Origin of the sequence: Cribrihabitans marinus (genome assembly GCF_900109035.1) — a bacterium.
In the GTDB taxonomy this organism is placed as follows: Bacteria; Pseudomonadota; Alphaproteobacteria; order Rhodobacterales; family Rhodobacteraceae; genus Cribrihabitans; species Cribrihabitans marinus.
The window spans coordinates 332,734-357,409 of the sequence record NZ_FNYD01000001.1 but is presented as its reverse complement, the minus strand read 5'-3'; the positions used below and the strand labels follow the sequence as shown (position 1 = coordinate 357,409).

At 65.8% G+C, this 24,676-nt stretch carries 22 protein-coding genes and 3 tRNA genes; 12 read left to right on the top strand and 13 right to left on the bottom strand.

Annotated features, from left to right (window positions below; genetic code table 11):
- Positions 1 to 25 precede the first annotated feature (25 nt).
- From BMX57_RS01760 to BMX57_RS01740, 5 genes are all read left to right on the top strand, one after another.
- Positions 26 to 958 carry a nucleoside hydrolase gene (locus tag BMX57_RS01760; protein WP_229724150.1) on the top strand — a complete coding sequence of 311 codons (933 nt, stop codon included), beginning with the start codon at positions 26 to 28 and terminating at the stop codon, positions 956 to 958.
- A 55-nt stretch (positions 959 to 1,013) separates the two neighbouring features.
- A complete protein-coding gene (gene tgt, locus BMX57_RS01755; protein WP_092361914.1) occupies positions 1,014 to 2,144 on the top strand; it encodes a tRNA guanosine(34) transglycosylase Tgt in 1,131 nt (376 codons plus the stop codon).
- Positions 2,145 to 2,339: 195 nt separating this feature from the next.
- Positions 2,340 to 4,754, top strand: coding sequence for an endopeptidase La (gene lon, locus BMX57_RS01750; protein ID WP_092361912.1), 2,415 nt, complete (start codon positions 2,340 to 2,342; stop codon positions 4,752 to 4,754).
- Between the two features lie 218 nt (positions 4,755 to 4,972).
- Positions 4,973 to 5,443 (top strand): HU family DNA-binding protein, encoded by a 471-nt coding sequence (locus BMX57_RS01745; RefSeq protein WP_092362205.1) that lies wholly within the window; start codon positions 4,973 to 4,975, stop codon positions 5,441 to 5,443.
- Between the two features lie 19 nt (positions 5,444 to 5,462).
- Positions 5,463 to 5,537: transfer RNA gene (locus BMX57_RS01740), tRNA-Val, on the top strand.
- 291 nt (positions 5,538 to 5,828) lie between these two features.
- On the opposite strand, the gene BMX57_RS01735 is transcribed toward BMX57_RS01740, so the two are convergent.
- The 10 genes from BMX57_RS01735 to BMX57_RS01690 all read right to left on the bottom strand — a co-directional run bounded on the left by BMX57_RS01735 (position 5,829) and on the right by BMX57_RS01690 (position 15,510).
- The gene (locus tag BMX57_RS01735) at positions 5,829 to 6,542 is read right to left on the bottom strand and encodes a hypothetical protein (RefSeq protein WP_092361910.1); all 714 of its coding nucleotides are present in this window, start codon (positions 6,540 to 6,542) and stop codon (positions 5,829 to 5,831) included.
- A gap of 149 nt (positions 6,543 to 6,691) precedes the next feature.
- On the bottom strand, positions 6,692 to 7,837 hold the full coding sequence (locus BMX57_RS01730; protein WP_092361908.1) for an iron-containing alcohol dehydrogenase: 1,146 nt from the start codon (positions 7,835 to 7,837) through the stop codon (positions 6,692 to 6,694).
- 4 nt (positions 7,838 to 7,841) lie between these two features.
- A complete protein-coding gene (locus BMX57_RS01725; protein WP_092362203.1) occupies positions 7,842 to 9,218 on the bottom strand; it encodes an aldehyde dehydrogenase family protein in 1,377 nt (458 codons plus the stop codon).
- Positions 9,219 to 9,227: 9 nt separating this feature from the next.
- Positions 9,228 to 9,632 carry a YybH family protein gene (locus BMX57_RS01720; protein ID WP_092361907.1) on the bottom strand — a complete coding sequence of 135 codons (405 nt, stop codon included), beginning with the start codon at positions 9,630 to 9,632 and terminating at the stop codon, positions 9,228 to 9,230.
- Positions 9,633 to 9,635: 3 nt separating this feature from the next.
- Complete coding sequence (locus BMX57_RS01715) at positions 9,636 to 11,000, bottom strand: glutamine synthetase family protein (protein ID WP_092361905.1); 1,365 nt, start codon at positions 10,998 to 11,000, stop codon at positions 9,636 to 9,638.
- A gap of 72 nt (positions 11,001 to 11,072) precedes the next feature.
- Positions 11,073 to 12,110 (bottom strand): TRAP transporter substrate-binding protein, encoded by a 1,038-nt coding sequence (locus BMX57_RS01710; protein ID WP_092361903.1) that lies wholly within the window; start codon positions 12,108 to 12,110, stop codon positions 11,073 to 11,075.
- A 26-nt stretch (positions 12,111 to 12,136) separates the two neighbouring features.
- Positions 12,137 to 12,871 (bottom strand): DUF4336 domain-containing protein, encoded by a 735-nt coding sequence (locus tag BMX57_RS01705; protein ID WP_092361901.1) that lies wholly within the window; start codon positions 12,869 to 12,871, stop codon positions 12,137 to 12,139.
- The gene (locus tag BMX57_RS01700; protein ID WP_092361899.1) at positions 12,861 to 14,186 is read right to left on the bottom strand and encodes a TRAP transporter large permease; all 1,326 of its coding nucleotides are present in this window, start codon (positions 14,184 to 14,186) and stop codon (positions 12,861 to 12,863) included. Before BMX57_RS01700 ends, BMX57_RS01705 begins: the two co-directional genes overlap by 11 nt.
- On the bottom strand, positions 14,186 to 14,707 hold the full coding sequence (locus tag BMX57_RS01695; protein ID WP_092361897.1) for a TRAP transporter small permease subunit: 522 nt from the start codon (positions 14,705 to 14,707) through the stop codon (positions 14,186 to 14,188). The genes BMX57_RS01700 and BMX57_RS01695 overlap by 1 nt, the downstream gene beginning before the upstream one ends.
- Positions 14,704 to 15,510 carry an N-formylglutamate amidohydrolase gene (locus BMX57_RS01690; RefSeq protein ID WP_092361895.1) on the bottom strand — a complete coding sequence of 269 codons (807 nt, stop codon included), beginning with the start codon at positions 15,508 to 15,510 and terminating at the stop codon, positions 14,704 to 14,706. Before BMX57_RS01690 ends, BMX57_RS01695 begins: the two co-directional genes overlap by 4 nt.
- A 102-nt stretch (positions 15,511 to 15,612) precedes the next feature.
- Between BMX57_RS01690 and BMX57_RS01685 the strand changes: the two genes are divergently transcribed.
- The 4 genes from BMX57_RS01685 (at position 15,613) to BMX57_RS01670 (ending at position 17,971) form a co-directional block, all read left to right on the top strand.
- The gene (locus BMX57_RS01685) at positions 15,613 to 16,485 is read left to right on the top strand and encodes a MurR/RpiR family transcriptional regulator (RefSeq protein ID WP_092361893.1); all 873 of its coding nucleotides are present in this window, start codon (positions 15,613 to 15,615) and stop codon (positions 16,483 to 16,485) included.
- Positions 16,486 to 16,571: 86 nt separating this feature from the next.
- Positions 16,572 to 17,510 carry a pirin family protein gene (locus BMX57_RS01680; RefSeq protein ID WP_092361891.1) on the top strand — a complete coding sequence of 313 codons (939 nt, stop codon included), beginning with the start codon at positions 16,572 to 16,574 and terminating at the stop codon, positions 17,508 to 17,510.
- A gap of 258 nt (positions 17,511 to 17,768) precedes the next feature.
- A tRNA-Asp gene (locus BMX57_RS01675) sits at positions 17,769 to 17,845 on the top strand.
- A 49-nt stretch (positions 17,846 to 17,894) separates the two neighbouring features.
- Positions 17,895 to 17,971, top strand: a tRNA-Asp gene (locus tag BMX57_RS01670).
- A 12-nt stretch (positions 17,972 to 17,983) separates the two neighbouring features.
- Here BMX57_RS01670 and BMX57_RS01665 read toward each other — a convergent pair.
- Positions 17,984 to 18,850, bottom strand: coding sequence for an alpha/beta fold hydrolase (locus BMX57_RS01665; protein ID WP_092361889.1), 867 nt, complete (start codon positions 18,848 to 18,850; stop codon positions 17,984 to 17,986).
- Positions 18,847 to 20,241 (bottom strand): M20/M25/M40 family metallo-hydrolase, encoded by a 1,395-nt coding sequence (locus BMX57_RS01660; RefSeq protein WP_092361887.1) that lies wholly within the window; start codon positions 20,239 to 20,241, stop codon positions 18,847 to 18,849. Before BMX57_RS01660 ends, BMX57_RS01665 begins: the two co-directional genes overlap by 4 nt.
- Before the next feature lie 223 nt (positions 20,242 to 20,464).
- Here BMX57_RS01660 and hemA point away from each other — a divergent pair, with 223 nt between their 5' ends.
- From hemA to ispG, 3 genes are all read left to right on the top strand, one after another.
- Positions 20,465 to 21,688 carry a 5-aminolevulinate synthase gene (hemA, locus tag BMX57_RS01655; protein WP_092361885.1) on the top strand — a complete coding sequence of 408 codons (1,224 nt, stop codon included), beginning with the start codon at positions 20,465 to 20,467 and terminating at the stop codon, positions 21,686 to 21,688.
- 130 nt (positions 21,689 to 21,818) lie between these two features.
- Entirely contained in the window at positions 21,819 to 23,084 is a 1,266-nt protein-coding gene (locus tag BMX57_RS01650) for a helix-turn-helix domain-containing protein (RefSeq protein ID WP_092361883.1), read from the top strand.
- 66 nt (positions 23,085 to 23,150) lie between these two features.
- A complete protein-coding gene (ispG, locus tag BMX57_RS01645; RefSeq protein ID WP_092361881.1) occupies positions 23,151 to 24,269 on the top strand; it encodes a flavodoxin-dependent (E)-4-hydroxy-3-methylbut-2-enyl-diphosphate synthase in 1,119 nt (372 codons plus the stop codon).
- Between the two features lie 21 nt (positions 24,270 to 24,290).
- On the opposite strand, the gene BMX57_RS01640 is transcribed toward ispG, so the two are convergent.
- The gene (locus BMX57_RS01640) at positions 24,291 to 24,572 is read right to left on the bottom strand and encodes a hypothetical protein (protein WP_143057862.1); all 282 of its coding nucleotides are present in this window, start codon (positions 24,570 to 24,572) and stop codon (positions 24,291 to 24,293) included.
- Between the last annotated feature and the right edge of the window lie 104 nt (positions 24,573 to 24,676).

Here is a 24,676-nt window from a genome sequence, read left to right as displayed (position 1 = left end):
CCTGCGCGCTTGGCCGCGGGCGGGAATGGCTGTATCCCCCTCGCCCATGAAGCTGATCATTGATACCGACCCGGGAATCGACGACGCGCTGGCCATTGCCTATGCCGCCGCCGCACCCGAGATCGAGCTGCTGGGGCTGAGCACCGTGTTCGGCAACACGCAGGTGCACCAGTCAAGCCGCAACGCGCGTTATGTCCTGCATCTTCTGGGCCTCGATGTGCCGGTGGCCGAAGGCGCGGCTCTGCCGCGCGGCGCGTCGGATTATCACCCGTCGGTCGCGGTGCATGGGGCCGAGGGGTTTGGCCATGTCACCGAGATCCCGCAGATCGGGCAGAACCACCCGGAGAGCGCGGCGGAGTTCCTGGTGCGCATGGCGCGGGAACATGCCGGCGAGCTGATCGTCTGCGCCATCGGGCCGCTGACCAACATCGCCGACGCGATGCGCCTGGATCCCGGTTTTGCCGGCAACCTGAACCGGCTGGTCATCATGGGCGGATCGGTCTTCAACGGCGGCAACGTGACCGCCGCGGCCGAGGCCAACATCTATCACGACCCCGTGGCCGCAGACGAGGTTCTGGCCGCCGGGGCCGAGGTGACGCTGGTCGGCCTCGATGTCACGCTCGGCACGCTTTACGATGCCGGCGATTTCGACCTGCTGAGCGGTGCGGCCCCCAAGGTGGGCGGCTTCCTGCGCGAGATCTCGCAGTTCTACCTGGAATTCTACCGCAACAGCGTGGGGATCGAGGGCTGCGGGCTGCACGACTCGACTGCGGTGATCGCATGCACCCACCCGCAGCTGTTCGACACGGTGCAGACCGGGCTGCATGTCGCGCAGGATGGTGACGAGATCGGTGCAACCCGGATGGACAGCTCCCGGCCGGACGTGGCCGTCTGCAGGACAGTCGCGGCGCGCGAGGTGATCGACCTGTTCACCCAGCGGGTCGCCAGCCTGCATTGAGCGCAGGCCGCGACAGGCTTGCATTGCGCCCCCCGATGGGGCAATTCGCGGCGTCATGACAGAGCGTTTCTCCTTCCGGCTGGATGCCACCGACGGCCGCGCCCGCACCGGCGCGATCGACACCCCGCGCGGCCGGATCCGCACACCGGCCTTCATGCCGGTCGGCACCGCCGCCACGGTCAAGGCCATGCTGCCCGAGAATGTCCGGGCCACCGGCGCCGACGTGCTGCTGGGCAACACCTATCACCTGATGCTGCGCCCCACCGCCGAGCGGATCGACCGTCTGGGCGGGCTGCACCGGTTCATGAACTGGGACCGTCCCATCCTGACGGATTCCGGCGGCTTCCAGGTGATGAGCCTGGCCGGGTTGCGCAGGCTGACCGAAGAGGGCGTGACCTTCAAATCCCATATCGACGGGTCGAAACACGAACTGACCCCGGAACGCTCGATGGAGATCCAGCGTCTGCTGGGCAGCGATATCGTGATGTGTTTCGACGAATGCCCGGCGCTGCCCGCCGACCGCGACCGCATCGCCCGCAGCATGCGCCTATCGATGCGCTGGGCCGCGCGCTCGCGGGCGGCCTTCGGCGACCGGCCGGGTCATGCGCTGTTCGGCATTCAGCAGGGCGGGTTGGAACACGACCTGCGCGCCGAAAGTGCCGAGGCGCTGCGCGAGATCGGATTCGAGGGCTACGCAGTGGGCGGCCTGGCGGTGGGCGAGGGGCAGGAGGCGATGTTCGGCGTGCTGGACTTCGCCACCGACCAGCTGCCCGAGAACAAGCCGCGCTATCTGATGGGGGTGGGCAAGCCCGATGACATCGTGGGCGCCGTGGCCCGCGGGATCGACATGATGGATTGCGTCCTGCCGTCGCGGTCGGGACGCACCGGGCAGGTGTTCACCCGGCACGGCCAGCTCAACATCAAGAACGCCCGCCACATGGACGATCCGCGCCCGCTGGATGAGGCCTGCTCCTGCCCGGCCTGCCGAAACTACTCCCGCGCCTATCTGCACCATGTCTTCCGCAGCCAGGAGATCATCAGTTCGATGCTGCTGACCTGGCACAACCTGCAATTCTACCAGGACCTGATGGCCGGGATGCGCGCGGCCATCGCCGAAGGCCGGTTCGCTGCCTGGCAGTCGGAGTTCCATGCCGCCCGCGAACAGGGCGATATCGACCCGATGTGATCTTGCCGACGAAAATGCCGCAATCGCGCGCATGTGACCTTGCGGTGACCGGTCAGTGGCGTCATGCTGCCGGCCAATACAGGCGGTGCGGTTGAAAAGGCGGTGTGACCGCCCCACTTCACTAGCCCATACCGGAGACGGACAGTGCTGCCGCCAAGCGGGGCCGGTTCGTCTTGCCAATGACAAGGATTGAGCATGCAAGAGCCGTTGAACTCCTCCTATCCCGTCCTGCCGCTGCGCGACATCGTGGTGTTCCCGCACATGATCGTGCCGCTTTTCGTGGGCCGCGAGAAATCGGTGCGCGCCCTCGAAGAGGTGATGCAGGACGACAAGCAGATCCTGCTGTCGAGCCAGATCGACCCCGCGGTGGACGATCCCGACAGCGACGGCATCTTCCGCGCGGGCGTGCTGGCCAACGTGCTGCAGCTGCTGAAACTGCCCGACGGCACCGTCAAGGTGCTGGTCGAGGGGCAGGCGCGTGTCACCATCACCGAATTCCTCGAAAACGAGGACTTCTTCGAGGCGCGCGCCGAATACCTGTCCGAGATGCCGGGTGACGTGACCACCACCGAGGCGCTGCTGCGCACTGTGGGCGACGAGTTCGAGCGCTATGCCAAGGTGCGCAAGAACATCCCCGAGGAGGCGCTGGCCGCTGTGGGCGAGACCACCGAGCCGGCCAAGCTGGCCGACCTGGTGGCCGGGCATCTGGGCATTGAGGTCGAGCAGAAGCAGGATCTTCTGGAAACGCTCAGCGTCAGTGAACGGCTGGAAAAGGTCTATGGGCTGATGCAGGGCGAGATGTCGGTCCTGCAGGTCGAGAAGAAGATCAAGACCCGCGTCAAGTCGCAGATGGAGAAGACCCAGCGCGAGTATTACCTGAATGAGCAGATGAAGGCCATTCAGCGCGAGCTGGGTGACGGCGAGGAGGGCGCCGGCGAGATCGCCGAGCTGGAAGAGAAGATCGCCGAGACCAAGCTGTCGAAAGAGGCGCGCGAGAAGGCCGAGGCCGAGCTCAAGAAGCTCAAGAACATGTCGCCGATGAGTGCCGAGGCAACGGTCGTGCGCAACTATCTCGACTGGATGCTGTCGATCCCGTGGGGCGTGAAGTCGCGCGTGAAGAAGGATCTGGGTCGTGCGCAGAAGGTGCTGGACGACGACCATTACGGGCTGGAGAAGGTCAAGGAACGCATCGTCGAATACCTGGCCGTGCAGCAGCGGTCGAAGAAGATGAAGGGCCCGATCATGTGCCTGGTCGGCCCGCCGGGCGTGGGCAAGACCTCGCTGGGCAAGTCGGTCGCGCGCGCCACCGGGCGCGAGTTCATCCGCATCAGCCTCGGCGGGGTGCGCGACGAATCCGAGATCCGCGGCCACCGCCGGACCTATATCGGCTCGATGCCCGGCAAGATCATCCAGGCGCTGAAGAAGGCCAAGACCACGAACCCGCTGATCCTGCTGGACGAGATCGACAAGATGGGCCAGGACTTCCGCGGCGACCCGGCCTCGGCCATGCTCGAGGTGCTGGACCCGGAGCAGAACAACACTTTCGTGGACCACTATCTCGAGGTGGAATACGATCTTTCGAATGTGATGTTCCTGACCACGTCCAACAGCTACAACATGCCCGGGCCCTTGCTCGACCGGATGGAGATCATTCCGCTGGCCGGCTACACCGAGGACGAGAAGCGCGAGATCGCCAAGCAGCACCTGATCTCGAAACAGGTCAAGAACCACGGGCTGAAGGGCAAGGAGTTCGAACTGACAGACGAGGCGCTGACCAAGATGATCCGCACCTATACCCGCGAAGCGGGCGTGCGGAACCTGGAACGCGAGATCGCCAAGGTGGCGCGCAAGTCGCTGACCCGGATCATCAAGGGCGAGGCGGAGAGCGTCTCCGTGACGCCCGACAACCTGGACGAGTTCCTTGGCGTGCCGAAATACCGCTATGGCCTGGCCGAGGAAAGCGACCAGATCGGCGTCGTGACCGGGCTGGCCTATACGTCGGTGGGGGGCGAGCTGCTCAACATCGAGGCGCTGCGTCTGCCGGGCAAGGGTCGGATGAAGACCACCGGCAAGCTGGGCGACGTGATGAAGGAATCGATCGAGGCGGCGTCGTCCTATGTCCGCTCGATCTCGCCCAGGCTCGGCATCAAGCCGCCGCGCTTCGACAAGTGGGACATCCACGTGCACGTGCCCGAGGGCGCCACGCCCAAGGACGGTCCCTCGGCGGGCCTGGCGATGGTCACGTCGATCGTCTCGGTGCTGACCGGTATCCCGGTGCGCAAGGATATCGCCATGACCGGCGAGGTCACGCTGCGCGGCAATGCGCTGGCCATCGGCGGGCTGAAGGAGAAGCTGCTGGCGGCGCTGCGTGGCGGCATCAAGACGGTGCTGATCCCGCAGGAGAACGAGAAGGACCTGCCGGAGATTCCCGACAACGTGAAGGAAGGCCTGACGATCATTCCTGTCAGCCATGTCTCGGAAGTGCTGGAACACGCGCTGATCGCCAAACCGGAGCCGATCGAGTGGGACGAGGCGGCCGAGGAAGAAGCCGCCGCGGCCAGGTCCGCGATCGCCAAGGGCGAAGAAGGGCCGGGCGCCACGACGCACTGATCCGCGACGGCGCCGGTTCTGTCGCCAGCCTGAGTTTCGCCGCCGCTGGCGGCGACCGGGGCGGGGGGCTTTGCCCCCCGTCGCCTTCGGCGACTCCCCCCAAGGTATTTTCGGCAAGAGGAAGGGGATGCCCGGGACCTGGGCATCCGGCTGTGGTACTGCGGGCCGGGAGCGGTTACTGTGTCATCTCAGGCATGATGCAGATTGAGGGGCAGGACATGGCCAAGAAAAGCAGTGGATCCAAGGCACCAACCCGGAAACCGGCGGCGACCAAACCCGCCGCGGCAAAACCCGCCGCACCCGATGCGGCGGCACCGGTCCGCCCGCGCAGCAAGCCGTCGCTGAGCATCGCGGGCGGGGCGGAGCATACCGGCCCGGCCCCCACCGTGGTGAAGCCGGCCGCGCCGGTGGTCGGTCAGCCAGAGCTCAAGAAGGCCGATCTGATCGAGGCGGTCGTGGCCCGGTCGGGGATCAAGAAGAAGGACGCGAAACCGGTGGTCGAGGCAATGCTGGCCGTGCTGGGCGAGACCGTCGCGGAGGGGCGCGAGCTGAACCTCCAGCCCTTTGGCAAACTGCGGATCAACCGGACCGAACAGAAGGGAAATGGGCAGGTCGTGTTCTGCCGTCTGCGCCAGGCGCGCGGGGCGGGAAAACCGGCGAAAGACCCCCTTGCGGAGCCTGCCGACTAGCTGTAATACCCCGGCTCACGGGCGATTGGCTCAGTGGTAGAGCACTCCGTTCACATCGGAGGGGTCACTGGTTCGAATCCAGTATCGCCCACCACGCACTCTCCGCCGGGAGAGTGGCCTGACTTGGCAAAGATGGATTGAACGGCAGTCGTGTCATGTAAACGCCGAGAGCTGTTCCGGTTCGAGCCCGGGCTCGATGATCGACCGGTCCTCTGACGCGCCTCAGCGAGGTGCCGTTGCGTATTCCAGGGTATGGGATGGGCGCCGCGAGTTGCGCAAGTGCGTGTCTTGCCGGCCGGCCGGTGGCAGCGCAATGCCGGGCCATCGGTGCTGTATTCCTCTGGCGGCAGGGTGACCCCGGCGATACCGCCAGGGTCCGCGAGGCTCAGAGCCCGGGAATGATGTCGAGGAAGCCGCGCCGCCGGAAGGTCGTGCCGCGGCCCTGGCCGAAGTCGATCCGCAGACCGGCGCCGACAAAGGCCTCGTCGGCGCTGTTGCCGAAAGAGGTGAACTCGGCATTGCCGATCTCGCCGTAAATCGCCGCGCCTTCACCCAGCTTGTAGTCGGCGCCGAGCGCCAGCCGGGTGACCTCGACGGCATTGTCGCCGTCCATGTAGTCGATACGCGCGCTCAGCCCGACCTGCTCGGTCAGGTCGCCGCTCACCAGCGCACCGATCTGCGTGCCGTCACTTCCGGCACCATCCAGCCGCATGGCATAGCCTTCGATCTGGCCGTTGTTGAACTCGTGCCCGATCTCGGCGCCGATGAAGTCCAGATCGTTGCTGTCCAGCGTCTCGCGCCCCAGGAAGAGGCCCAGCGAGGTCGTGTCGGTGGCATGGAAGTTCGAGTGCAATGTGATGTTGCGCGCGGTCTCGTCGATCAGGTCGAAATTGTAGAGACCCAGGTCGAGCTGCAACGAGAACTGCCGGTTGAAGGCCAGTTCGCCCGATCCGGCGAAAGTGTAGCGCGCCAGGTCGTCGCCATCCCCGGTGAATTGCGAATAGCCGATGTCGAGGCTGCCGCCCACCAGTTCCGCCGCCACGACTTGTGTGGAAAGAAGGCCGGCCGCGACTGCGCCGGCAATAGTCAACTTGTTCAAAACACTGCTCCTTTTGTTGGCGCGAGCCGACTCGCGCGGGCGCTTTTGCGCCTGCGCGCAGTCTAGGAGCGTGGTCCGCAACCGAAAGGCGAACAGGGCAGAATTCCGGCCCTGTTGCCATGTCTCAACACTTGCGCGGGCCGGGCGCCCTAAAGCACTGCCTCGAACAGCGCGCGGGTATTCTCGGGTGTCATTGCCACCGGGTTCCCGCCTGTCGACGGATCGTTCAGCGCATCGCGCACCAGGGCGTCCAGGTCGGGGTCGGTGACACCCAGCGCGGACAGCTTTTGCGGAATGCCGAGCGAGGCATTGAGCGCATCGACATAGGCGCAGAAGCCGTCGAACCCGCCTTCGATGCCGAGATAGGCCGCCGCCTGTGTCAGCGCGCCCTCGACCTTGGGCCGGTTGAACTGCAGCACCGCGGGCATGCAGACCGCGTTCGTCGTGCCGTGATGGGTGTGGTGATGCGCGCCGATGGGATGGCTGAGCGCATGGATCGCGCCCAATCCCTTCTGGAAGGCGGTGGCGCCCATTGCCGCCGCGCTCATCATGTTGGCGCGCGCCTCGATATCAGCGCCGTCGCGATAGGCGCGCGGCAGGTACACCTTGACCAGCCGCATCCCCTCCAGCGCGATGCCCTGGCTCATCGGGTGGTAATGCGGCGAACAGAACGCCTCGACGCAATGGGCGAAGGCATCGAGCCCGGTGCCGGCGGTGATGAACTTGGGCATTCCCACGGTCAGTTCCGGGTCGCAGATCACCACCTCGGGCAGCATCCTGGGGTGGAAGATGATCTTCTTCTCGTGGGTCTCGGAATTGGTGATGACGCTGGCGCGCCCGACCTCGGAGCCGGTGCCGGCGGTGGTGGGCACGGCGACGATCGGGTGGATGCCGTCGGGGTCGGCCCGGGTCCACCAGTCGCCGATATCCTCGAAATCCCACAGCGACCGCGTCTGCCCGGCCATGAAGGCCAGCACCTTGCCCAAGTCCAGCCCCGAGCCGCCGCCAAAGGCCACGACACCGTCGAACCCGCCTTCGCGGTAGAACTCGAGCCCGGCGGCCACGTTTTTCTCGTTGGGATTGGGGTTGACCTGCGAAAAAATCGCGCGGCCCAGACCGCCCCGCTCCAGCAGGTCCAGCGTCGCCCGGGTGATCTCCATATCCGCCAGCCCGCGATCGGTCACCAGCAACGGTTTGGTGATCCCGGCGGCGGCGCAGGCCTCGGCGATCTCGGAGATGCGGCCGGCGCCGAAGCGGATTGCGGTGGGGTAGGACCAGTTGCCGACAAGATTCATGCGATCACTCTTTCTTCAGGTGGTAGGATTTGGGCCGGGTCAGCGCCTGGAAGCCCAGCACCGACAGGCCCGCGCCCCGGCCGGTATCCTTGCAACCGGTCCAGCACAAGGCCGGGTCGAGATAGTCGCAGCGGTTCATGAACACGGTGCCGGTCTGCAACCGCCGGCCGATGCGGTCCGCCGCGTCCACATCCCGGGTCCAGATCGCGGCGGTCAGGCCGAACCGGCTGTCATTCATCAGCGCGATGGCCTCCTCGTCGTCATGCACCGGCATGATGCCCACGACCGGGCCAAAGGTCTCCTCGCGCATCACGTCCATGTCGTGGTTGACGCCGGTCAGGATCTGCGGCGTCAGATAGGCGCCGCCATCATCGTCGGGAAACCGGTCGATATGGTATGTCGCGCCCTTGGCGATGGCGTCCTCGATCTGGTCGCGCGCCACGCGGGCAAAGCGGACATGCGCCATCGGTCCGATCGTGGTCTCGGGGTCCAGCGGATTGCCCAGCTTGTAGCTGTTCACCAGTTCGACGGCCTTTTCCAGGAAGGCGTTGAACAGGCCGTCCTGCACATAGATCCGCTCGATCCCGCAGCAGCACTGGCCGGAGTTGAACATCGCGCCGTCGATCAGCCCCTCGACCGCCGCATCCAGGTCGGCATCGGCCCGGACATAGGCCGGATCCTTGCCGCCAAGCTCGGTCGAGACCGGGATGAACGTGCCCGCCGCGGCTCGCTCCATCGCCTGGCCGCCACCGACCGAGCCGGTGAAGTTCACGAAATCCACATGCCGCCCCGAGATCAGCGCAGACGTCGTGTCATGGCCCAGCACGACATTCTGGAACACGTCCTCGGGCACGCCCGCGGCGTGGAATGCCTCGGCCAGCCGTTCGCCGACCTGAAGGGTTTGCCCGGCGTGTTTCAAAAGCACCGTGTTGCCGGCGATCAGGGCCGGGGCGACGGTGTTTATCGCCGTCATGTAGGGATAGTTCCAGGGCGCCACCACCAGAACCACGCCATGCGGCTCGCGCTCGATCTTGCGCAGAAAGGCGCCGCTGTCCTCGATCACCTGCGGGGCCAGCGCCGCCTCGGCGATATCCGCCATGTGCAGCGCGCGTTCCTCGAAGCCGCCGAATTCCCCGCCATAGCGCACAGGGCGGCCCATCTGATGCGCCAGTTCGGTCGCCATCCGGTGGGTCGTCTTGCCCACCTCGGCCACGGCGGCGCGCACCAGCGCGATACGTTCGGCCAGCGGGCGCGCGGCCCAGTCCGGCTGCGCCTTGCGCGCGCGGTCAGCCGCCTCCACCGCCGCCTCGGTCGTCAGCGCGGTGCGTTCCAGATAGACCGATCCGTCGATCGGCGAGATGCATTGGACTGTCTGTGTCATGGCCATGCCCTATCCGCGGGGTGTGTCATCGGGGTCTTCCGTCATGCTGGACAGCAAGATTTGCCAGTCCGTGGTTCCTGCTTTTCGTACCATTACGTTTAGGCTCGTACCGGTCGCGCGCAACCCCGGCCCGCCGTTCGGCCGGGGCAAGTCGGCGGCGAACCGGACCAGAACATAACCGAGGTTCTGCTCCATTCCCGCCGATAGGATCTCCATGCTCTTGTTCTCTTCGCCTTCGTCGAACCACGCGACATGGGCGTCACGGATTTCCTGGCGCCCTTGAAGCGGCGGCCCAGACGGAGAGTCGATCCGGGCGTTCGGATGATACATCTCGGCGCAACCATTGGCATCACGTTCGGCGTAGCGCCCAAGATACCGGTCAATCCAATCCGCGACATCGGTGTTGAAGTCCACTGCTCAGGCCTTCTCGAATCCGCGCGCGATTTCCCAGTCGGTCACGACCCGGTCGAACTCCTCCTGCTCCCATTCGGCGCAGCGGGTATAGTGATCGACCACCCAGTCGCCCATCGCCTCGCGCAGCATGGTGGAGTTGCGCAGGGTCTCCGCTGCGTCGCGCAGGTGGCGCGGAATCTCGCGGGCCGAGCTGTCCTCGTAGAGGTCGCCCCTGGTGGACGCGGCCAGTTCCATGCCGTCCTCGATCCCCTTGAGCCCGGCGGCGATCAGCGCCGCCTGCGCCAGGTAGGGGTTCAGGTCCGAACCGCCGATCCGACACTCCATGCGCACCGCTTTGGTGCCTTCGCCGCACAGACGGAACCCGGCGGTGCGGTTGTCGACCGACCAGACCGTCTTGGTGGGTGCAAAGGTGCCCTTCATGAAGCGTTTGTAGCTGTTCACATAGGGCGCCAGGAAGAACGTGTAATCGGGCGCATAGGCGATCATGCCGGCACAGAACCGGCGGCCCAGCTCCGACAGGCCATGCTCGGCATCCTTGTCGTGAAAGGCGGGATCGTCGCCGCGCCAGAGCGACAGGTGCACATGGCTGGCCGAGCCCACGCGATTCTGGTGCCATTTCGGCAGGAACGATGCCGACAGCCCGTTCTGCTGCGCGATCTCCTTGGTGGCGTGCTTGGCGATCGTGTGATGATCGGCGCAGGCCAGCGCATCGGCATAGCGGATGTTCAGCTCGCCCTGGCCGGCCTCGGCCTCGCCCTTGGTGTTCTCGACCGGGATGCCGGCGGCAAAGAGATGGTTGCGCAGCGGGCGCATCACGTGCTCTTCGCGGGTGGTCTGCAGGATGTGGTAATCCTCGTTGTAGCCGCCGAAGGTCGCCAGCGGCCGGTAGCCGCGCTTGCGGTTCTCGTCGAACGTGCCCTCGAACAGGAAAAACTCCAGCTCGGTCGCCATCATCGGCGTCAGCCCCAGCGCCTCGGCGCGCGCGACCTGGGCCTTGAGCACCTGGCGGGGGGAATGCGGCACCGGTTCGTGCGAGTGATGGTCGAGGATGTCGCACATCACCATCACCGTGCCTTCGAGCCAGGGCAGGGGCCTCAGCGTGGTGAGGTCGGGCTTCATCACATAGTCGCCGTATCCCGATTCCCAGGACGTGGCGCGATAACCGTCGGGCGTTGCCATCTCAAGGTCGGTGGCCAGCAGGTAGTTGCAGCAATGGGTCTCTTCCCAGGCGCTGTCGAGGAAGTTCCGCACGTGGAACCGCTTGCCCATCAGCCGGCCCTGCATGTCCGGGAAACAGACCAGGACGGTGTCGATTTCGCCGCGATCGGCCAGCTCGCGCAGCGCATCGAAGGATAGTTTGCCGGACATTTCGCGGCTCCTCTGAAGAAGTGGGTTTGCGGCCCCGGCAAGTGTGCCGGGACCACGGGTTGCTTGGGTGGATCAGCCGAAGGTGTAGGGCGGTCCGGCCTGGTTGATCACGTCGTTATACTCGCGGAAGATCGACACGATCTTCTGGTGGATCTCACCTTCCTCGGCCACTTCGTTCCAGAACTCCTTGGCGGCGTTCTCGACCTCGGCCCATTCCGCGGCCGGCACCGTGCGCAGTGCCAGCTTTTCGCCCTTGGCCCGCAGCCGCGCCTCGCCGCCCCAGTACCACTGGTTGCGATAGGTGTGCCCGGCCTCGATCGCGGCCATGACCAGCTGCTTGAGATGGTCGGGCAATTCGGCCCAGCGTTCCTGGTTGGCGAAGAACGAGCCGATCCAGGCGCCCGAGATGTTGTTGGTCAGGAAATAGTCGGTGACGTCGGCCCAGCCCACCGTGTAGTCCTCGGTGATGCCCGACCAGGCCATGCCGTCCAGCTCGCCGGTCTGCACGGCGACCTCGGCATCCTCGTAGGGGATGTTCACCGGCACCACGCCGAACTGTGCCAGGAACCGACCCGCCGTGGGGAAGGTATAGAGCTTCAGCCCGTCGAGATCGGCGACCGAGGTGATTTCCTTCTTGGTGTTGAAATTGCACGGGTCTTGACCCGCCGCCGACAGCCAGGCGACGCCGACTTTGGCGTATTCCTCGCGCCAGATATCGGCCAGGCCATACTGGTTGAACAGTACCGGCACGTCGAGGATGTGCTTGGTCGCAAAGGGGAAATACCCGCCGAACTGGCGCAGCGGCGTGGGCGAGGCCATCGAGTCGTCATCCGAGTGCACGCCGTCGATGGTGCCGCGCTGCAACGCCTGGAACAGCTCGCCGGTGGGCACGATCTGGTCGGCATAGAACAGCTCGATCTCCAGCTCGCCGTTTGCGGCCGAGTTGATGTAGTCGATGATCGGCTTGGTCACCTGTTCGCCCAGCGCGGCGCCGGCATAGGTCTGGAAGCGCCACTTGATCGCGGTCTGCGCCTGCACGATGGCCGGGCTGGCCAGCGCGGCGGCGCCGCCGATGCCGGCGGTGGTCAGGAACTTGCGTCTGGTCGTCATGTCTTGATCCTCTCTGTTGGTTGCAGTCATTCGGCCGGCCCCAGCGGGGCGAGGCCTCGGAAACCCGCGCGGAGCCGTTCCGGCACATTCTCACGCAGGATGTCGCCATGCGCGAGCACGACGATCGTCGGATTCCAGTCCAGCATCCGGCCCAGAGCGCGGGCCAGGGTGTCGCGATGGCCGGAAAAGGACAGCCACATGTCCAGCGGCATCTTGCCGTTCGGGGCGACGATGCCGCCCAGCCGCGCCAGCGGACGCAGCCAGAGGGGCATGTTCTCTGTGTGCATGTTCTCGATCAGGTCGGTCAGGATCAGCACCCGCGACGGGCGGTGAAAGAAGACGACCTCGCGGTGCACGCGGCTGCCGCGCACGATCATCTGGTCGATCTCGTCCTGCCAGCCGGGGTCGGGCGCATCGTCGAGGTCACGGTCGAACGCGACCGGATCGCCCTGTTTCGCGGCCCGTTCGCGCACCCCGGGCGAGGCCCAGGCGATGCTGTCCGGCACGGCCTCGGCCCAGGTCCCGATATGGGCGTAGTGGATCCAGTTGGGCGACACCAGGTGCCGGATGCGCCCCAACGCGCGCAGTTCGCTCTCCAGTTCCGCGGAATGCGCAATGGGCGAGTGCAGGAAGAGGTCGCCATCGGCCAGCCGGATCACCGTCATCCGCGTGGGGAAGGGGATGCCGTAGAACCGGATCTCGGGTCCGTTCGCCAGCCAGATCTCGGGGCCGATGGGCTGCAGGAGCGCGTCACTTGCCATAGACTTGCTCCGGCAGCCACAGCGCGACCTGCGGAAACACCATCACCGTCGCCAGCGCCAGCGCCATGACCAGCACGAAGGGGATGATCGAGCGGTAGATGTCGCCGATGCCGATCTCGGGCGGGGCCATCGCCCGCATCAGGAACAGGTTATAGCCGAAGGGCGGCGTCATATAGGCGATCTGGCAGGTGATTGTGTAGAGAACGCCATACCATACCAGATCGAAGCCCAGCTCGCCCACCAGCGGCACGTAGAGCGGTGCGACGATCACCAGCATGGCGGTGTCGTCCAGAAACGTGCCCATCAGGATGAAGCTCAGCTGCATCAGGATCAGGATCGCCCAGGGGCTCAGCCCCATGCGCTCGGTGAACAGGTTGTCGATGGCCTTGACCGCGCCCAGCCCGTCGAATACCGCGCCGAAGGCCAGCGCCGCCAGGATGATCCACATGAACATACACGAGATCCCCAGCGTGTTGCGAACCGAGGTCTCGAACACCTGCCAGGTCATCCGGCGCTTGAGCACCGCGGCCAGGAAGGCGGCGATGGCCCCGATGGCCGAGCTTTCCACCAGCGAGGTCCAGCCGTTCACGAAGGGCACCATCATCGAGAAGAAGATCACCAGCGGCAGCAGCCCCGCGCGCAGCAGCCGCAGCTTTTCCGCCAGGCCGACATCGCGCTCTTCCGGCGGCAGGGCCGGGCCCAGCGACGGGGTGATCCGGCAGCGGATCACGATGTAGAGGATGAACATTCCCGCCATCATCAGCCCAGGCAGGACGCCCGCGAGCCACAGCTGGCCCACCGGCTGGCGCGCGATCATCGCGTAGAGCACCAGCACCACCGAGGGCGGCACCAGGATGCCCAGGCTCGACCCGGCCTGGATCACGCCGGTGACCATCCGTTTGTCATAGTTGCGCTTGAGCAGTTCCGGCAGGGCGATGGTGGCGCCGATCGCCATGCCCGCCACGCTCAGCCCGTTCATCGCCGAGATCAGCACCATCAACCCGATCGTGCCGATGGCCAGCCCGCCCGAGACGCCGCCCATCCAGACATGGAACATCCGGTAGAGATCGTCGGCGATCTTGGATTCCGACAGGATATAGCCCATGAAGATGAACATCGGCAGCGTCAGCAGCGGATACCATTTCATCACCTTGATCGCCGCCGAAAAGCCCAGGTCATACCCGCCCCGGTCGCCCCACAGGAAGAGCGCGGCCACTACCGCGACAAAGCCGATGGCGCCGAACACGCGCTGACCGGTCAGCAGCATGACCATCATGGTCGAGAACATCAGGATCGCGATCATGTCATAGGACATCAGACCACCTCGCGCGGGATCTTGTCGCCGCGGATGCGCAGGATGTCCTTGCACAGCTCGCTGATCGCCTGCAGCAGCATCAGGAAGATGCCCAGGACCATGATCGACTTGATGGGCCAGAGATAGGGCCGCCAGACGCTCGAGCTGCGCTCGCCGCCGTATTGGAACGAATACATCAGGCTGTCCCAGCCGCCCCACAGAAGGATGACCAGGTAGACGATCAGGAACAGCACCGTGAAGGCGTCCACCTGCGCCTTGCGGCGGTCGCTCCACTCGCCATAGAGCAGGTCCATGCGCACGTTCGAGCCCATCTGGATCGAATAAGGCCCGCCCAGCATGAAATAGGCGACCATCGCGAACTGCGCCATCTCCAGGGTCCAGAGCGAGGGCACGAAGAACACCTTGGAAACCGTCGACCACAGCAGGATGCCCATCATCACGAAGATGCCGAACATCACCACCCGCCCGATCCAGCGATTGATCCGGTCGATGACGCGGACATAACCGCGCAGCAGGTTCATGGCGTCGCCCTCTCGTTGGTGTCCGGGGCGCTTTCTGGGTCCATCTCGGCGATCACCCGCGCCAGCGCCGGTGTCAGCAGGCCGGCGATCCGGTTCACGCCGGCCGGGGTGTCCAGCAGGTCGTTGCGCACCTCGATCATGACATTGGCCAGCCCGCGGCCGATCGCGTGCGCGCGCAGCGTGTGGGTCACTCCGTCGGCGGCGGAATAGGGCTCGTTCAGCGCGGTCCTGAGGCCGCTGTCGCCCAAGGCGCGCAGCAGGTGCCGCGCGGCGCGGTCGTCCGCGTCATGCAGAATGCCCAGCTCGACGTCGCGTCTACGGCCGTTATAGACCGGCGTGAAGCTGTGGACCGTGATCAGAAGCGATGCGTCCGGCCTTGCGTCGAGCGCCCCGGCCAGCGTCGCGCGGAACGGGGCATAGATCTCATGCCCGCGGGCATCGCGCTCTGCGGTGCTCAGACCGGTATTGCCGGGAATGTCGTAGACCTCGCTTTTTGCGGGGATCGAGTCGGGCGCCTCGGGCGGCCGGTTGCAGTCATAGACCAGCCGGCTGACCCGGGCGGCGACCAGCGGTGCATCGAGCGCACCCATCAGCTCGACGGCCAGCTCCATCGCGCCGATATCCCACGCGGCGTGCGATTGCGCCGCCGCGGCATCCAGGCCGAGTCCCCGCAGCGTGGCGGGAATGAACCGGCTTGCATGTTCGCAGACCAGCACCGCGCGGGCCGGACCGCTTGCGTTCAGCACCCGGACCGGGGGGCCTTCCAACGGGGTCAGCAGGGGTGACTCGGACACGGTTGCCATGTGTAGCATTGGTTACAGGAACCCCACGCCTGTCAATGAAATTTCTGTAGACATGACTACAAATCACCGTAGGCTGTAATAATCGCTAAAAACGAGGCGCCGGTGTCACCGACCACCAAGCTTGTGAAGCAAAAGATCCAGGACGCGACCGACACCCTCACGCGGTCCGAGCGACAGCTGGCGTCGATCCTGCTGCAGGATTATCCGATGGGCGGGCTGCAATCGATCACCAAGTTGGCGGTTGCGGCCGGCGTGTCCACGCCCACGGTGATCCGCATGGCGCGCAAGCTGGGCTTCGACGGCTTCCCCGACCTGCAGGACGCCCTGCGCGAAGAGGTGGCGGCCCAGATCAAGAAGCCCCTGTCCAAACGCGATGCCTGGGTCGTGGACGAAAGCGCCGAACACCCGCTGATGCGCTTTGCCGGCGTGGTCTGGACGAACATGCGGCACACGCTGGAACGCATCGACCTCGGACTCTTCGACGCGGTGGCGAAGCTGCTGGCCGAGACCGAGCGCCCGCTTTACGTCGTCGGCGGGCGGATCACCCGGTCGAACGCGGACTACCTGTTCAACCACATGCAGATCATCCGCCCCAACGTGACCATGCTGGGCAACTCGGCCAATGTCTGGCCGCAATACCTGCTGGACATGGGGCCGTCCTCGGTGCTGGTGATCTTCGACATCCGCCGCTACGAGGCGCATCTGGAAAAGCTGGCCCAGACCGCCGCCGAGCGTGGGGCAACCGTGGTTCTGTTCACCGACCAATGGGGCTCGCCCATCGCGCGCTGTGCCCATTACACATTCAACGGGCTGGTCGAGGCGCCGTCGAGCTGGGATTCGACCATCGCGCTGATGCTGATCGTCGAGGCGCTGATCGCCGAGGTGCAGACCACCCGCTGGGAAGAGAGCAAGGAACGGATCGAGGAGCTGGAGGCGATGTTCTCCTCCACCCGGATTTTCCGCAATCAGGGCTGAGCGCACAGCCCGTGTTCGCGGCTCGGGATTGGCGCAGTCCCGGCATGTGCTATCTTCGCCCGAACCTGCCCGGAAGGAGAGCGCCGATGTCCTGGAACCCCGCCCTGGATCCCGATTGTCCCACCGGCGACGCGGTCGACGCGATCGAAACCGTGATCGTGCCCCGCGCCCGCGATCTGGGCGGGTTCGAGGTGCGCCGCGCGCTGCCCGCGCCGCGCCGGCAGATGGTGGGCCCCTTCATCTTCTTCGACCAGATGGGGCCGGTCGAGTTCCTGACCGGGCAGGGGATCGACGTGCGCCCGCATCCGCATATCGGCCTGGCCACCGTCACCTATCTTTACAAGGGCCGGCTGCACCACCGCGACTCGCTGGGCACCGACCAGTGGATCGAACCGGGTGCGGTAAACTGGATGGTGTCCGGCCACGGCGTCACCCATTCCGAGCGCACCGACGGCGAGGCCCGCAAGGCGCCGCTGTCCATGATGGGCATCCAGACCTGGGTGGCCCTGCCGGAAGAGCTGGAGGACGCGCCGGCCTCCTTCGAGCACGCGCCCGAAGACGCGCTGCCGCTGTTGGAGGGCGAGGGCAAGCGGGTCCGGCTGATCCTGGGCGATGTCTGGGGCGAGACAGCGCCGGTCACCACCACATCCGAGATGTTCTATGCCGATGCCACGCTGGAACCGGGCGCGGCAATCCCCTTGCCCGACAACCATGAGGATCGCGGGGTCTATGTGATCGACGGCGCGGTCGAAGTGGCCGGGCAGGAGTTCGAGGCGGGCCGGATGATGGTCTTCCGCCCCGGTGACTCGTTGAGCCTGAAGGCCGGTGCGCAGGGCGCGCGGCTGATGATGCTGGGCGGCGCCACGCTGAACGGCCCGCGCCATATCTGGTGGAATTTCGTGGCCTCGTCCAGGGATCGCATCGACGCCGCCAAGGAGGCCTGGCGCGCCGGCGACTGGGCACATGGCCGCTTTCGCCTGCCACCGGGCGACGATGCCGAACACATCCCGCTGCCGGACCGGTGACGTCGCGACAATGCCGCTGCGAGCCCCGGTATTGTCGCCGGATTCGCCTCAATTCCAACGCTGGTTTCGCGGTCGATTGCCTGGGCATCCGCCTTGCGGACGGGGCGTTTCGCCCATGAAATCCAACCCGCCGGGAGACTTCGGGCCGGGCACTGGCACGGATGGCGCGGCGGCGCGGAAAAAAATCCGCATGCCTGCTTGACGAGGCAGGGGCGGGGCCATAATACAGCCCAACGCTCAGAGATGAGCGGGCAGTGAGCGGTTGTAGCTCAGTTGGTTAGAGTGCCGGCCTGTCACGCCGGAGGTCGCGGGTTCGAGCCCCGTCAACCGCGCCACCGCTGCCAGCCCCGGATCCGGGTCAAGGGATCGGCAATACGACCATGCGCGGTTGTAGCTCAGTTGGTTAGAGTGCCGGCCTGTCACGCCGGAGGTCGCGGGTTCGAGCCCCGTCAACCGCGCCATTTCCCGAAAATTCAGTCCAGGAACGCCCGCAGCGCGGCACTGGTGTCGCCCGGGTTGGTGTCCACGAAGAAATGGCCGCCCCGGATGGCCTGCGCGGACATCTCGGTGCATTTCCCCGACCACACCGCCGGCACGTCATAGGCCCCGGCCATCGCCCCCTGGGCGCCATAGAATACCCATGTCGGACAGTGCACGCGCGCATCCGCATCGGCGGAATCGTCATCGAAATCATGCATGAGGGCGGCGCGGTAGTCGTTGCACATGCCGCGAATGGTCTCGGGATCCCGCCAGGCCGCGCGATAGGCCGCCAGCTGCTTGTCATCGAACTCGGCCAACCCGGCGCCGCCCCAGCCGCTGAGGCAGGATTCGAAATAGAGATCCGGATCGTGCCCGATCAGGGTTTCGGGCAAGGGCGCGGGCTGGGCCAGGAAGAACCAGTGGTAATAGCTCTGCGCCACCTCGCGGCGCAACGGGGCGAGCAGCGTGGCGGTGGGCACGATGTCCATCACGCACAGCCGCGTCACCGCCTCGGGCGCATCCAGCGCCAGGCGGTGCGCCACCCGGCCGCCCCGGTCATGGCCCGCCACGGCAAAGCGCTCGAACCCCAGATGCCCCATCACCGCCAGTTGGTCGCGCGCCATCTCGCGGAAACTGTAGGCGGAGACCGGGCCGGGTTTTGCGCTGTTGCCGTATCCGCGCAGGTCCGGGCAGATCACGTCATGCGTTTCCGCAAGGGCAGGCGCCACATGCATCCACATGGCCCGGGTTTGGGGAAACCCGTGCAGAAGCAGCAGCGGCAGTCCCGATCCGCCACGGGAATAGGACAGCTCGACCCCGTCGCGCGTGAATGCGTGTTCGGTGAATCCGGGAATGCTCATGCCGGTCGCGCGGACAGCCGGTCCAGAACCCGCGCCCAGGACCGGATCCCCTTGTGAAAGCTCTTCACGTCGTATTTCTCGTTCGGAGAGTGGATCGCGTCGTCGTCGTTGGCGAACCCGATCAGCATGGAATCGAGGCCCAGGATGTTACGGAAGAACCCCACGACGGGGATCGAGCCGCCCATGCCGCAGAACACCGCCTCGCGGTTCCATTCGTCCGAGAGCGCCGCGCGCGCGGCCTCGAACTCGGGCCGGGCGATGTTCATCACCGCGGCGCGCGAGCCTTCCAGATCGTTGTTCCAGGTCACGTCGGCATCCGGCGAAAGCCGCTCTTCGACATGCGCCCGGATCTTGTCGCGCAGCGCGTCGGGATCCATGTCGCCGACCAGCCGGCAGGTGATCTTGCAATGCGCCTGGCTCGGGATCACCGTCTTGGTTCCGGCGCCGGTATATCCGCCCCACATTCCGTTGACCTCCAGCGTCGGGCGCGCCCATTGCTGTTCCAGCGTCGAATAGCCCTTTTCGCCATGCGCCTGGCTGTACCCCACAGAGTTGAGATATTCCGCTTCGTCGAACCCGCAGTCCTGCCACTGGCGCAGCTGGTCCTCGGGCACCTCATGTACGCCGTCGTAGAACCCGGCCACAGCGACGCGGCCGGTGTCCTGATCGTAGAACGAGTCGACGATGCGGGCGATCTCGCGCAGCGGGTTCAGGCCGGGGCCGCCGTAATGGCCCGAATGCAGGTCGATCCGCGGCCCGGTGATGGTGAACTCGTCCTTGAGCATCCCGCGCAGCTGCGAGGCGATGGACGGCACACCGCGCGACACCATCGACGTGTCGCAGACCAGGGCGATGTCGGCCTTCAGCTCGTCGGCGTTCTGTTCCAGGAACGGCACCAGCGAGGGCGATCCCGATTCCTCCTCGCCCTCGAAGAAGAAGGTGATGCGGCAGGGCAGGCTGCCCTCGACCGCGGCCCAGGCGCGGCAGGCCTCGACAAAGGTCATCAGCTGGCCCTTGTCGTCGGACGACCCGCGCCCGCGGATCACCGGGCCGGCATCCGTCTCTTCGATGGCCGGGTCGAACGGGTCGCGGTTCCACAGCTCCAGCGGGTCGACCGGCTGCACGTCGTAATGACCGTAGAACAGCAGGTGCGGCGCGTGCTCGGGCCCGTCCACATGGCCCACCACCATCGGATGCCCCGGCGTGGCGCGCTTTTCCGACGTGATCCCAATGGATTGCAGGTCGGATACCAGCCAGCTCGCGGCCTGCTCGCACTGCGCCTTGTAGTCAGGATCGGTCGAGATCGACGGGATCCGCAGCAGCTCCATCAGGCGGGTCTTGGCGTCGGGCAGGTCGGCGTCGATGCGGGCCAGAACATCCTCTAGTGACATGCGGTCCTCCGGGCTATCATGGGGTATTTCGCGGCCGACCGTAACAGCGTTCGGGCGACTGTCCAGAGGGGCCTTGATCCAGATCAAGGCTGCGACATGTGGACCGCTGCTAACCGGTTGATCGGGGCCTTGGATCTCTGTATCCAAGCTGGAACGCGTCAGCTGCCCCTGCGGCGCCTGACCGGGGATGCTGACCCCCGGGCGAACGACAAGGAGACGTCAGGTGGACTATACCGCCCAGCTGGACACCGCCATTGCCCGCCTTCACGACGAGGGCCGGTACCGCACATTCATCGACATCGAGCGCCGCAACGGGCAGTTCCCGCACGCGGTCTGGACCCGGCCCGACGGCAGCGAGCGCGACATCACCGTGTGGTGCGGCAACGACTATCTGGGCATGGGCCAGCATCCCGTGGTGCTCGAGGCGATGACCGAGGCTCTGGGCGCCGCGGGCGCCGGTTCTGGGGGCACCCGCAACATCAGCGGCACCACCGTCTATCACAAGCGGCTTGAGGCCGAGCTGGCCGACCTGCACGGCAAGGAAGCGGCGCTCTTGTTCACCAGCGCCTATATCGCCAACGATGCCACGCTGTCGACGCTGCCGCGGCTATTTCCGGGGCTGATCATCTATTCGGACGCGCTCAACCACGCCTCGATGATCGAGGGCGTGCGCCGCAACGGCGGGGCCAAGCGCATCTTCCGCCACAACGACGTCGAACACCTGCGCGAGTTGCTGGAGGCCGACGACCCGGCCGCGCCCAAGCTGATCGCGTTTGAATCGGTCTATTCGATGGATGGCGATTTCGGTCCGATCGAGGCGATCTGCGACCTGGCCGACGAGTTCGGCGCGCTGACCTATATCGACGAGGTGCACGCGGTCGGCATGTATGGCGCGCGCGGCGGCGGCGTGACCGAGCGGGACCGGCTGGCACATCGCATCGACATCATCAACGGCACCCTGGCCAAGGCCTATGGCGTAATGGGCGGCTACATCGCTGCCAGTGCGAAAATGTGCGACGCCATAAGGTCTTATGCGCCGGGCTTCATCTTCACGACCTCGCTTCCGCCGGCCGTGGCAGCCGGGGCCGCGGCTTCGGTCGCGCATCTCAAGCGGGCGCCCGAGTTGCGCGAACAGCATCAGACCCAGGCGAAGATCCTCAAGACCCGGCTCAAGGCCATGGGGCTGCCGCTGATCGACCACGGCTCGCATATCGTGCCGGTGATCGTCGGGGACCCGGTGCACACCAAGAAGCTCAGCGACATGCTGCTGGACAGCTACGGCATCTATGTCCAGCCGATCAATTTCCCCACCGTTCCACGCGGAACCGAGCGGTTGCGGTTCACCCCGTCGCCGGTCCACGGGCCGGACGAGATGAACCACCTGGTCCGCGCGATGGACGAACTTTGGTCGCATTGTGCGCTAAATCGCGCCGAACTTGCCGGTTAACCTCACGCATTAGTGTGCAACTCGCTTGCCACGTGTTAGGCTGCCTGAAACAACAAGCGCAGCCGAATCGGGACTGGGGTCGATCATCGGCTTGGCTGAAACACGCGGCAGGGTAGATGGGGCGGCAGGCATGATCGGGCGCAGGTCCAAGCGCGATATCGAAGAAGCGGCAGAGGTTGTCCAACCCAAGGGGTTCGACGACTTCGAATTGCGTCTGGGCGATATCATGCGCGGCGAACGCGCCACTATGGGCAAGTCTCTCCTCGATGTTCAGCGAGAGCTGCGGATCAAGGCGAACTACATCGCCGCCATCGAGAACTCTGATCCTTCCGCCTTCGACACGCCCGGTTTCATCGCCGGGTACGTGCGCTCCTATGCGCGCTACCTGGGCATGAACCCCGACGAGACCTTTGCCACCTTCTGCCAGGAAAGCGGCTTCGAGGTCGCCCATGGCATGTCTTCCGAGGCGTCGGTGATCAAGAAGCAGACCGCGGGCCTCGCCAAGGCGCCGGCCCGCGGCCGCGATCCCTTCGTCGCGCCGGCCACGCCCTTTATTCCGGGCGGCGAGCCTTTGATGAGCCGGATCGAACCGCGGGCGATCGGTTCGATGATGGTGCTCGTCGCGCTGATCGGCGGGATCGGCTATGGCGCACTGACCGTGCTCAAGCAGGTCCAGCAAGTGCAGGTCGCACCGGTCGAACAGGCGCCGGTGGTCCTGTCGGACCTGGATCCGCTGGCCGGAGCGGCCGGGGCCGGGGAGACCGACGAGGACGGGCTGACGGCGCCGAGCGCCGAGGCCCTGGACCGCCTCTATCGTCCGCAGGCGCTGGACGTGCCGGTGCTGGTGTCGCGCGACGCGCCGATCTCGACGCTCGATCCGCGCATGGTGGGCAGCTTCCGCGCGCCGGAACTGCCCGAGGTGCAGCTGGCCGAGGCAACACCGGCCGGCGACCCCCGCGACGGGCGCTGGCGTCCCGGTCCGACCGTGCCGTCGGTATCGCCCGCCGCCGGGTCGGTCCCGCAGGTCGTCGAGCCGGCCAAGCCCAACCTGGTGATGGTGGCGGTGCGCCCGTCCTGGGTGCGCGTGACCGCCGCGGACGGCACGCATATCTACGAAGAGATAATGGAACCCGGCACCACCTATGAGGTGCCGCTGACCGAAGAACCGCCGACACTGCGGGCCGGCGAATCCGGCGCGGTGTATTTCCTGGTCAACGGCCAGCATTTCGGACCCGTCGGCGACCGCGGCGTCGTCACCAAGAACCTGCCGCTGTCGATTGCCGAAGTGACCGACCGCTACCAGGTGGCCGACATCCAGCAGGATGACGACCTCGCCCGCATGGTGGCCGAGGCGCAGGCGCAGCCGGCCGCCGATCAGGACATCGCCGGCAACTGACCGCATTGCAGGCACCGCGCCACGGGCCTATGTAGGCGGTGACGCATCAAGACGCGAGCCTGCATCATGTCGCTGAACCCGATCCGCCCCTGGCGCAACATCTACCGCCGCAAGTCCCGCCGGATCATGGTCGGCTCGGTGCCGGTCGGTGGGGATGCACCGATCTCGGTTCAGACCATGACCAACACGCCGACCACCGATGTCGCCGCAACCGTGGCGCAGGTGCAGGCCGCGGCAGAGGCGGGGGCGGATATCGTGCGGGTCTCGGTGCCCGACGAGGCGTCCTCGCGCGCCCTGCGCGAGATCGTGCGCGAAAGCCCGGTGCCGATCGTCGCCGACATCCATTTCCACTATCGCCGCGGCATCGAGGCGGCCGAGGCCGGGGCTGCCTGCCTGCGCATCAATCCGGGCAATATCGGATCGCCCGAGCGTGTCCGCGAGGTGATCGCCGCGGCCCGCGATCACGGCTGTTCCATGCGGATCGGGGTCAATGCCGGCAGCCTGGAGAGGCACCTTTTGGAGAAATACGGCGAGCCCTGTCCCGAGGCGATGGTCGAATCCGGGCTGGAGCATATCCGCATCCTCGAGGACAACGATTTCCACGCCTTCAAGATCAGCGTGAAGGCCAGCGACGTGTTCCTGGCCGCCGCCGCGTACCAGGGCATCGCCGAGGCCACCGACGCGCCGATCCACCTCGGGATCACCGAGGCGGGCGGGCTTGTCTCGGGCACCATCAAGTCGGCGGTCGGGCTTGGCAACCTGCTCTGGATGGGGATTGGCGACACCATCCGCGTGAGCCTCAGCGCCGATCCGATCGAAGAGGTCAAGGTCGGCTACGAGATCCTGAAATCGCTGGGCCTGCGCCATCGCGGCGTGAACATCATCTCCTGCCCGTCCTGCGCGCGGCAGGGGTTCGACGTGATCGCCACCGTGGCCGAACTGGAAAAGCGGCTGGAACACATCAAGACGCCGATGAGCCTGTCGATCATCGGCTGCGTGGTGAACGGCCCCGGCGAGGCCCTGATGACCGATGTGGGATTCACCGGCGGCGGCGCGGGGGCGGGCATGGTCTATCTGGCGGGCAAGGCCAGCCACAAGATGACCAACGAGCAGATGATCGACCATATCGTCGAGCAGGTCGAGCGGAAGGCCGCGGAACTCGACGACGTGAAAGCCGCCGAGTAGGTTCAAAAACGGGCAGGGCGGTCAGGCGGATTGCATCTGCTTGTGCTGCTCGATCCGGTGTTCGGGCAGGTGACGCGCGGCGCTCAGTTCCTTCTCCAGACTCCGGATCCGGGCACGCTTTTTCCGCAGGTCGGTGTCCAGAGCGAGCGTCTTTTCGCTAAAGGCTTGATTCTGCTTCATCTGCTTGAGCAGTTGCAGCCGTGTCGCAATCAGCTTCTTGGTCGTCAGATACCACAGGACAAAGAAGGCCGGCGCTGCCACGAGCCAGAGAAACACCATGAAGCCATTTGCAAGCATTGTCATTTACCGCTCTCTCTTTTCGATTATTCAACCTAAGATTGAAAGTATCTCAAGAGGTATTTACAGATAGTTACCGCGCCGACCGAATTGCGCCCGACCGGCTGAAG

Bases quoted from the DNA above. Each gene is read 5' to 3' on its own strand.
- BMX57_RS01710 (WP_092361903.1), bottom strand. From the start codon at position 12,110: ATGACGACCAGACGCAAGTTCCTGACCACCGCCGGCATCGGCGGCGCC.
- BMX57_RS01660 (WP_092361887.1), bottom strand. From the start codon at position 20,241: ATGTCACTAGAGGATGTTCTGGCCCGCATCGACGCCGACCTGCCCGAC.
- BMX57_RS01700 (WP_092361899.1), bottom strand. From the start codon at position 14,186: ATGTCCTATGACATGATCGCGATCCTGATGTTCTCGACCATGATGGTC.
- ispG (WP_092361881.1), top strand. From the start codon at position 23,151: ATGTCGCTGAACCCGATCCGCCCCTGGCGCAACATCTACCGCCGCAAG.
- BMX57_RS01690 (WP_092361895.1), bottom strand. From the start codon at position 15,510: ATGGCAACCGTGTCCGAGTCACCCCTGCTGACCCCGTTGGAAGGCCCC.
- BMX57_RS01640 (WP_143057862.1), bottom strand. From the start codon at position 24,572: ATGACAATGCTTGCAAATGGCTTCATGGTGTTTCTCTGGCTCGTGGCA.
- tgt (WP_092361914.1), top strand. From the start codon at position 1,014: ATGACAGAGCGTTTCTCCTTCCGGCTGGATGCCACCGACGGCCGCGCC.
- BMX57_RS01695 (WP_092361897.1), bottom strand. From the start codon at position 14,707: ATGAACCTGCTGCGCGGTTATGTCCGCGTCATCGACCGGATCAATCGC.
- BMX57_RS01650 (WP_092361883.1), top strand. From the start codon at position 21,819: ATGATCGGGCGCAGGTCCAAGCGCGATATCGAAGAAGCGGCAGAGGTT.
- BMX57_RS01680 (WP_092361891.1), top strand. From the start codon at position 16,572: ATGTCCTGGAACCCCGCCCTGGATCCCGATTGTCCCACCGGCGACGCG.
- lon (WP_092361912.1), top strand. From the start codon at position 2,340: ATGCAAGAGCCGTTGAACTCCTCCTATCCCGTCCTGCCGCTGCGCGAC.
- BMX57_RS01725 (WP_092362203.1), bottom strand. From the start codon at position 9,218: ATGACACAGACAGTCCAATGCATCTCGCCGATCGACGGATCGGTCTAT.
- BMX57_RS01745 (WP_092362205.1), top strand. From the start codon at position 4,973: ATGGCCAAGAAAAGCAGTGGATCCAAGGCACCAACCCGGAAACCGGCG.
- BMX57_RS01705 (WP_092361901.1), bottom strand. From the start codon at position 12,871: ATGGCAAGTGACGCGCTCCTGCAGCCCATCGGCCCCGAGATCTGGCTG.
- BMX57_RS01715 (WP_092361905.1), bottom strand. From the start codon at position 11,000: ATGTCCGGCAAACTATCCTTCGATGCGCTGCGCGAGCTGGCCGATCGC.
- BMX57_RS01760 (WP_229724150.1), top strand. From the start codon at position 26: ATGGCTGTATCCCCCTCGCCCATGAAGCTGATCATTGATACCGACCCG.
- BMX57_RS01730 (WP_092361908.1), bottom strand. From the start codon at position 7,837: ATGAATCTTGTCGGCAACTGGTCCTACCCCACCGCAATCCGCTTCGGC.
- BMX57_RS01665 (WP_092361889.1), bottom strand. From the start codon at position 18,850: ATGAGCATTCCCGGATTCACCGAACACGCATTCACGCGCGACGGGGTC.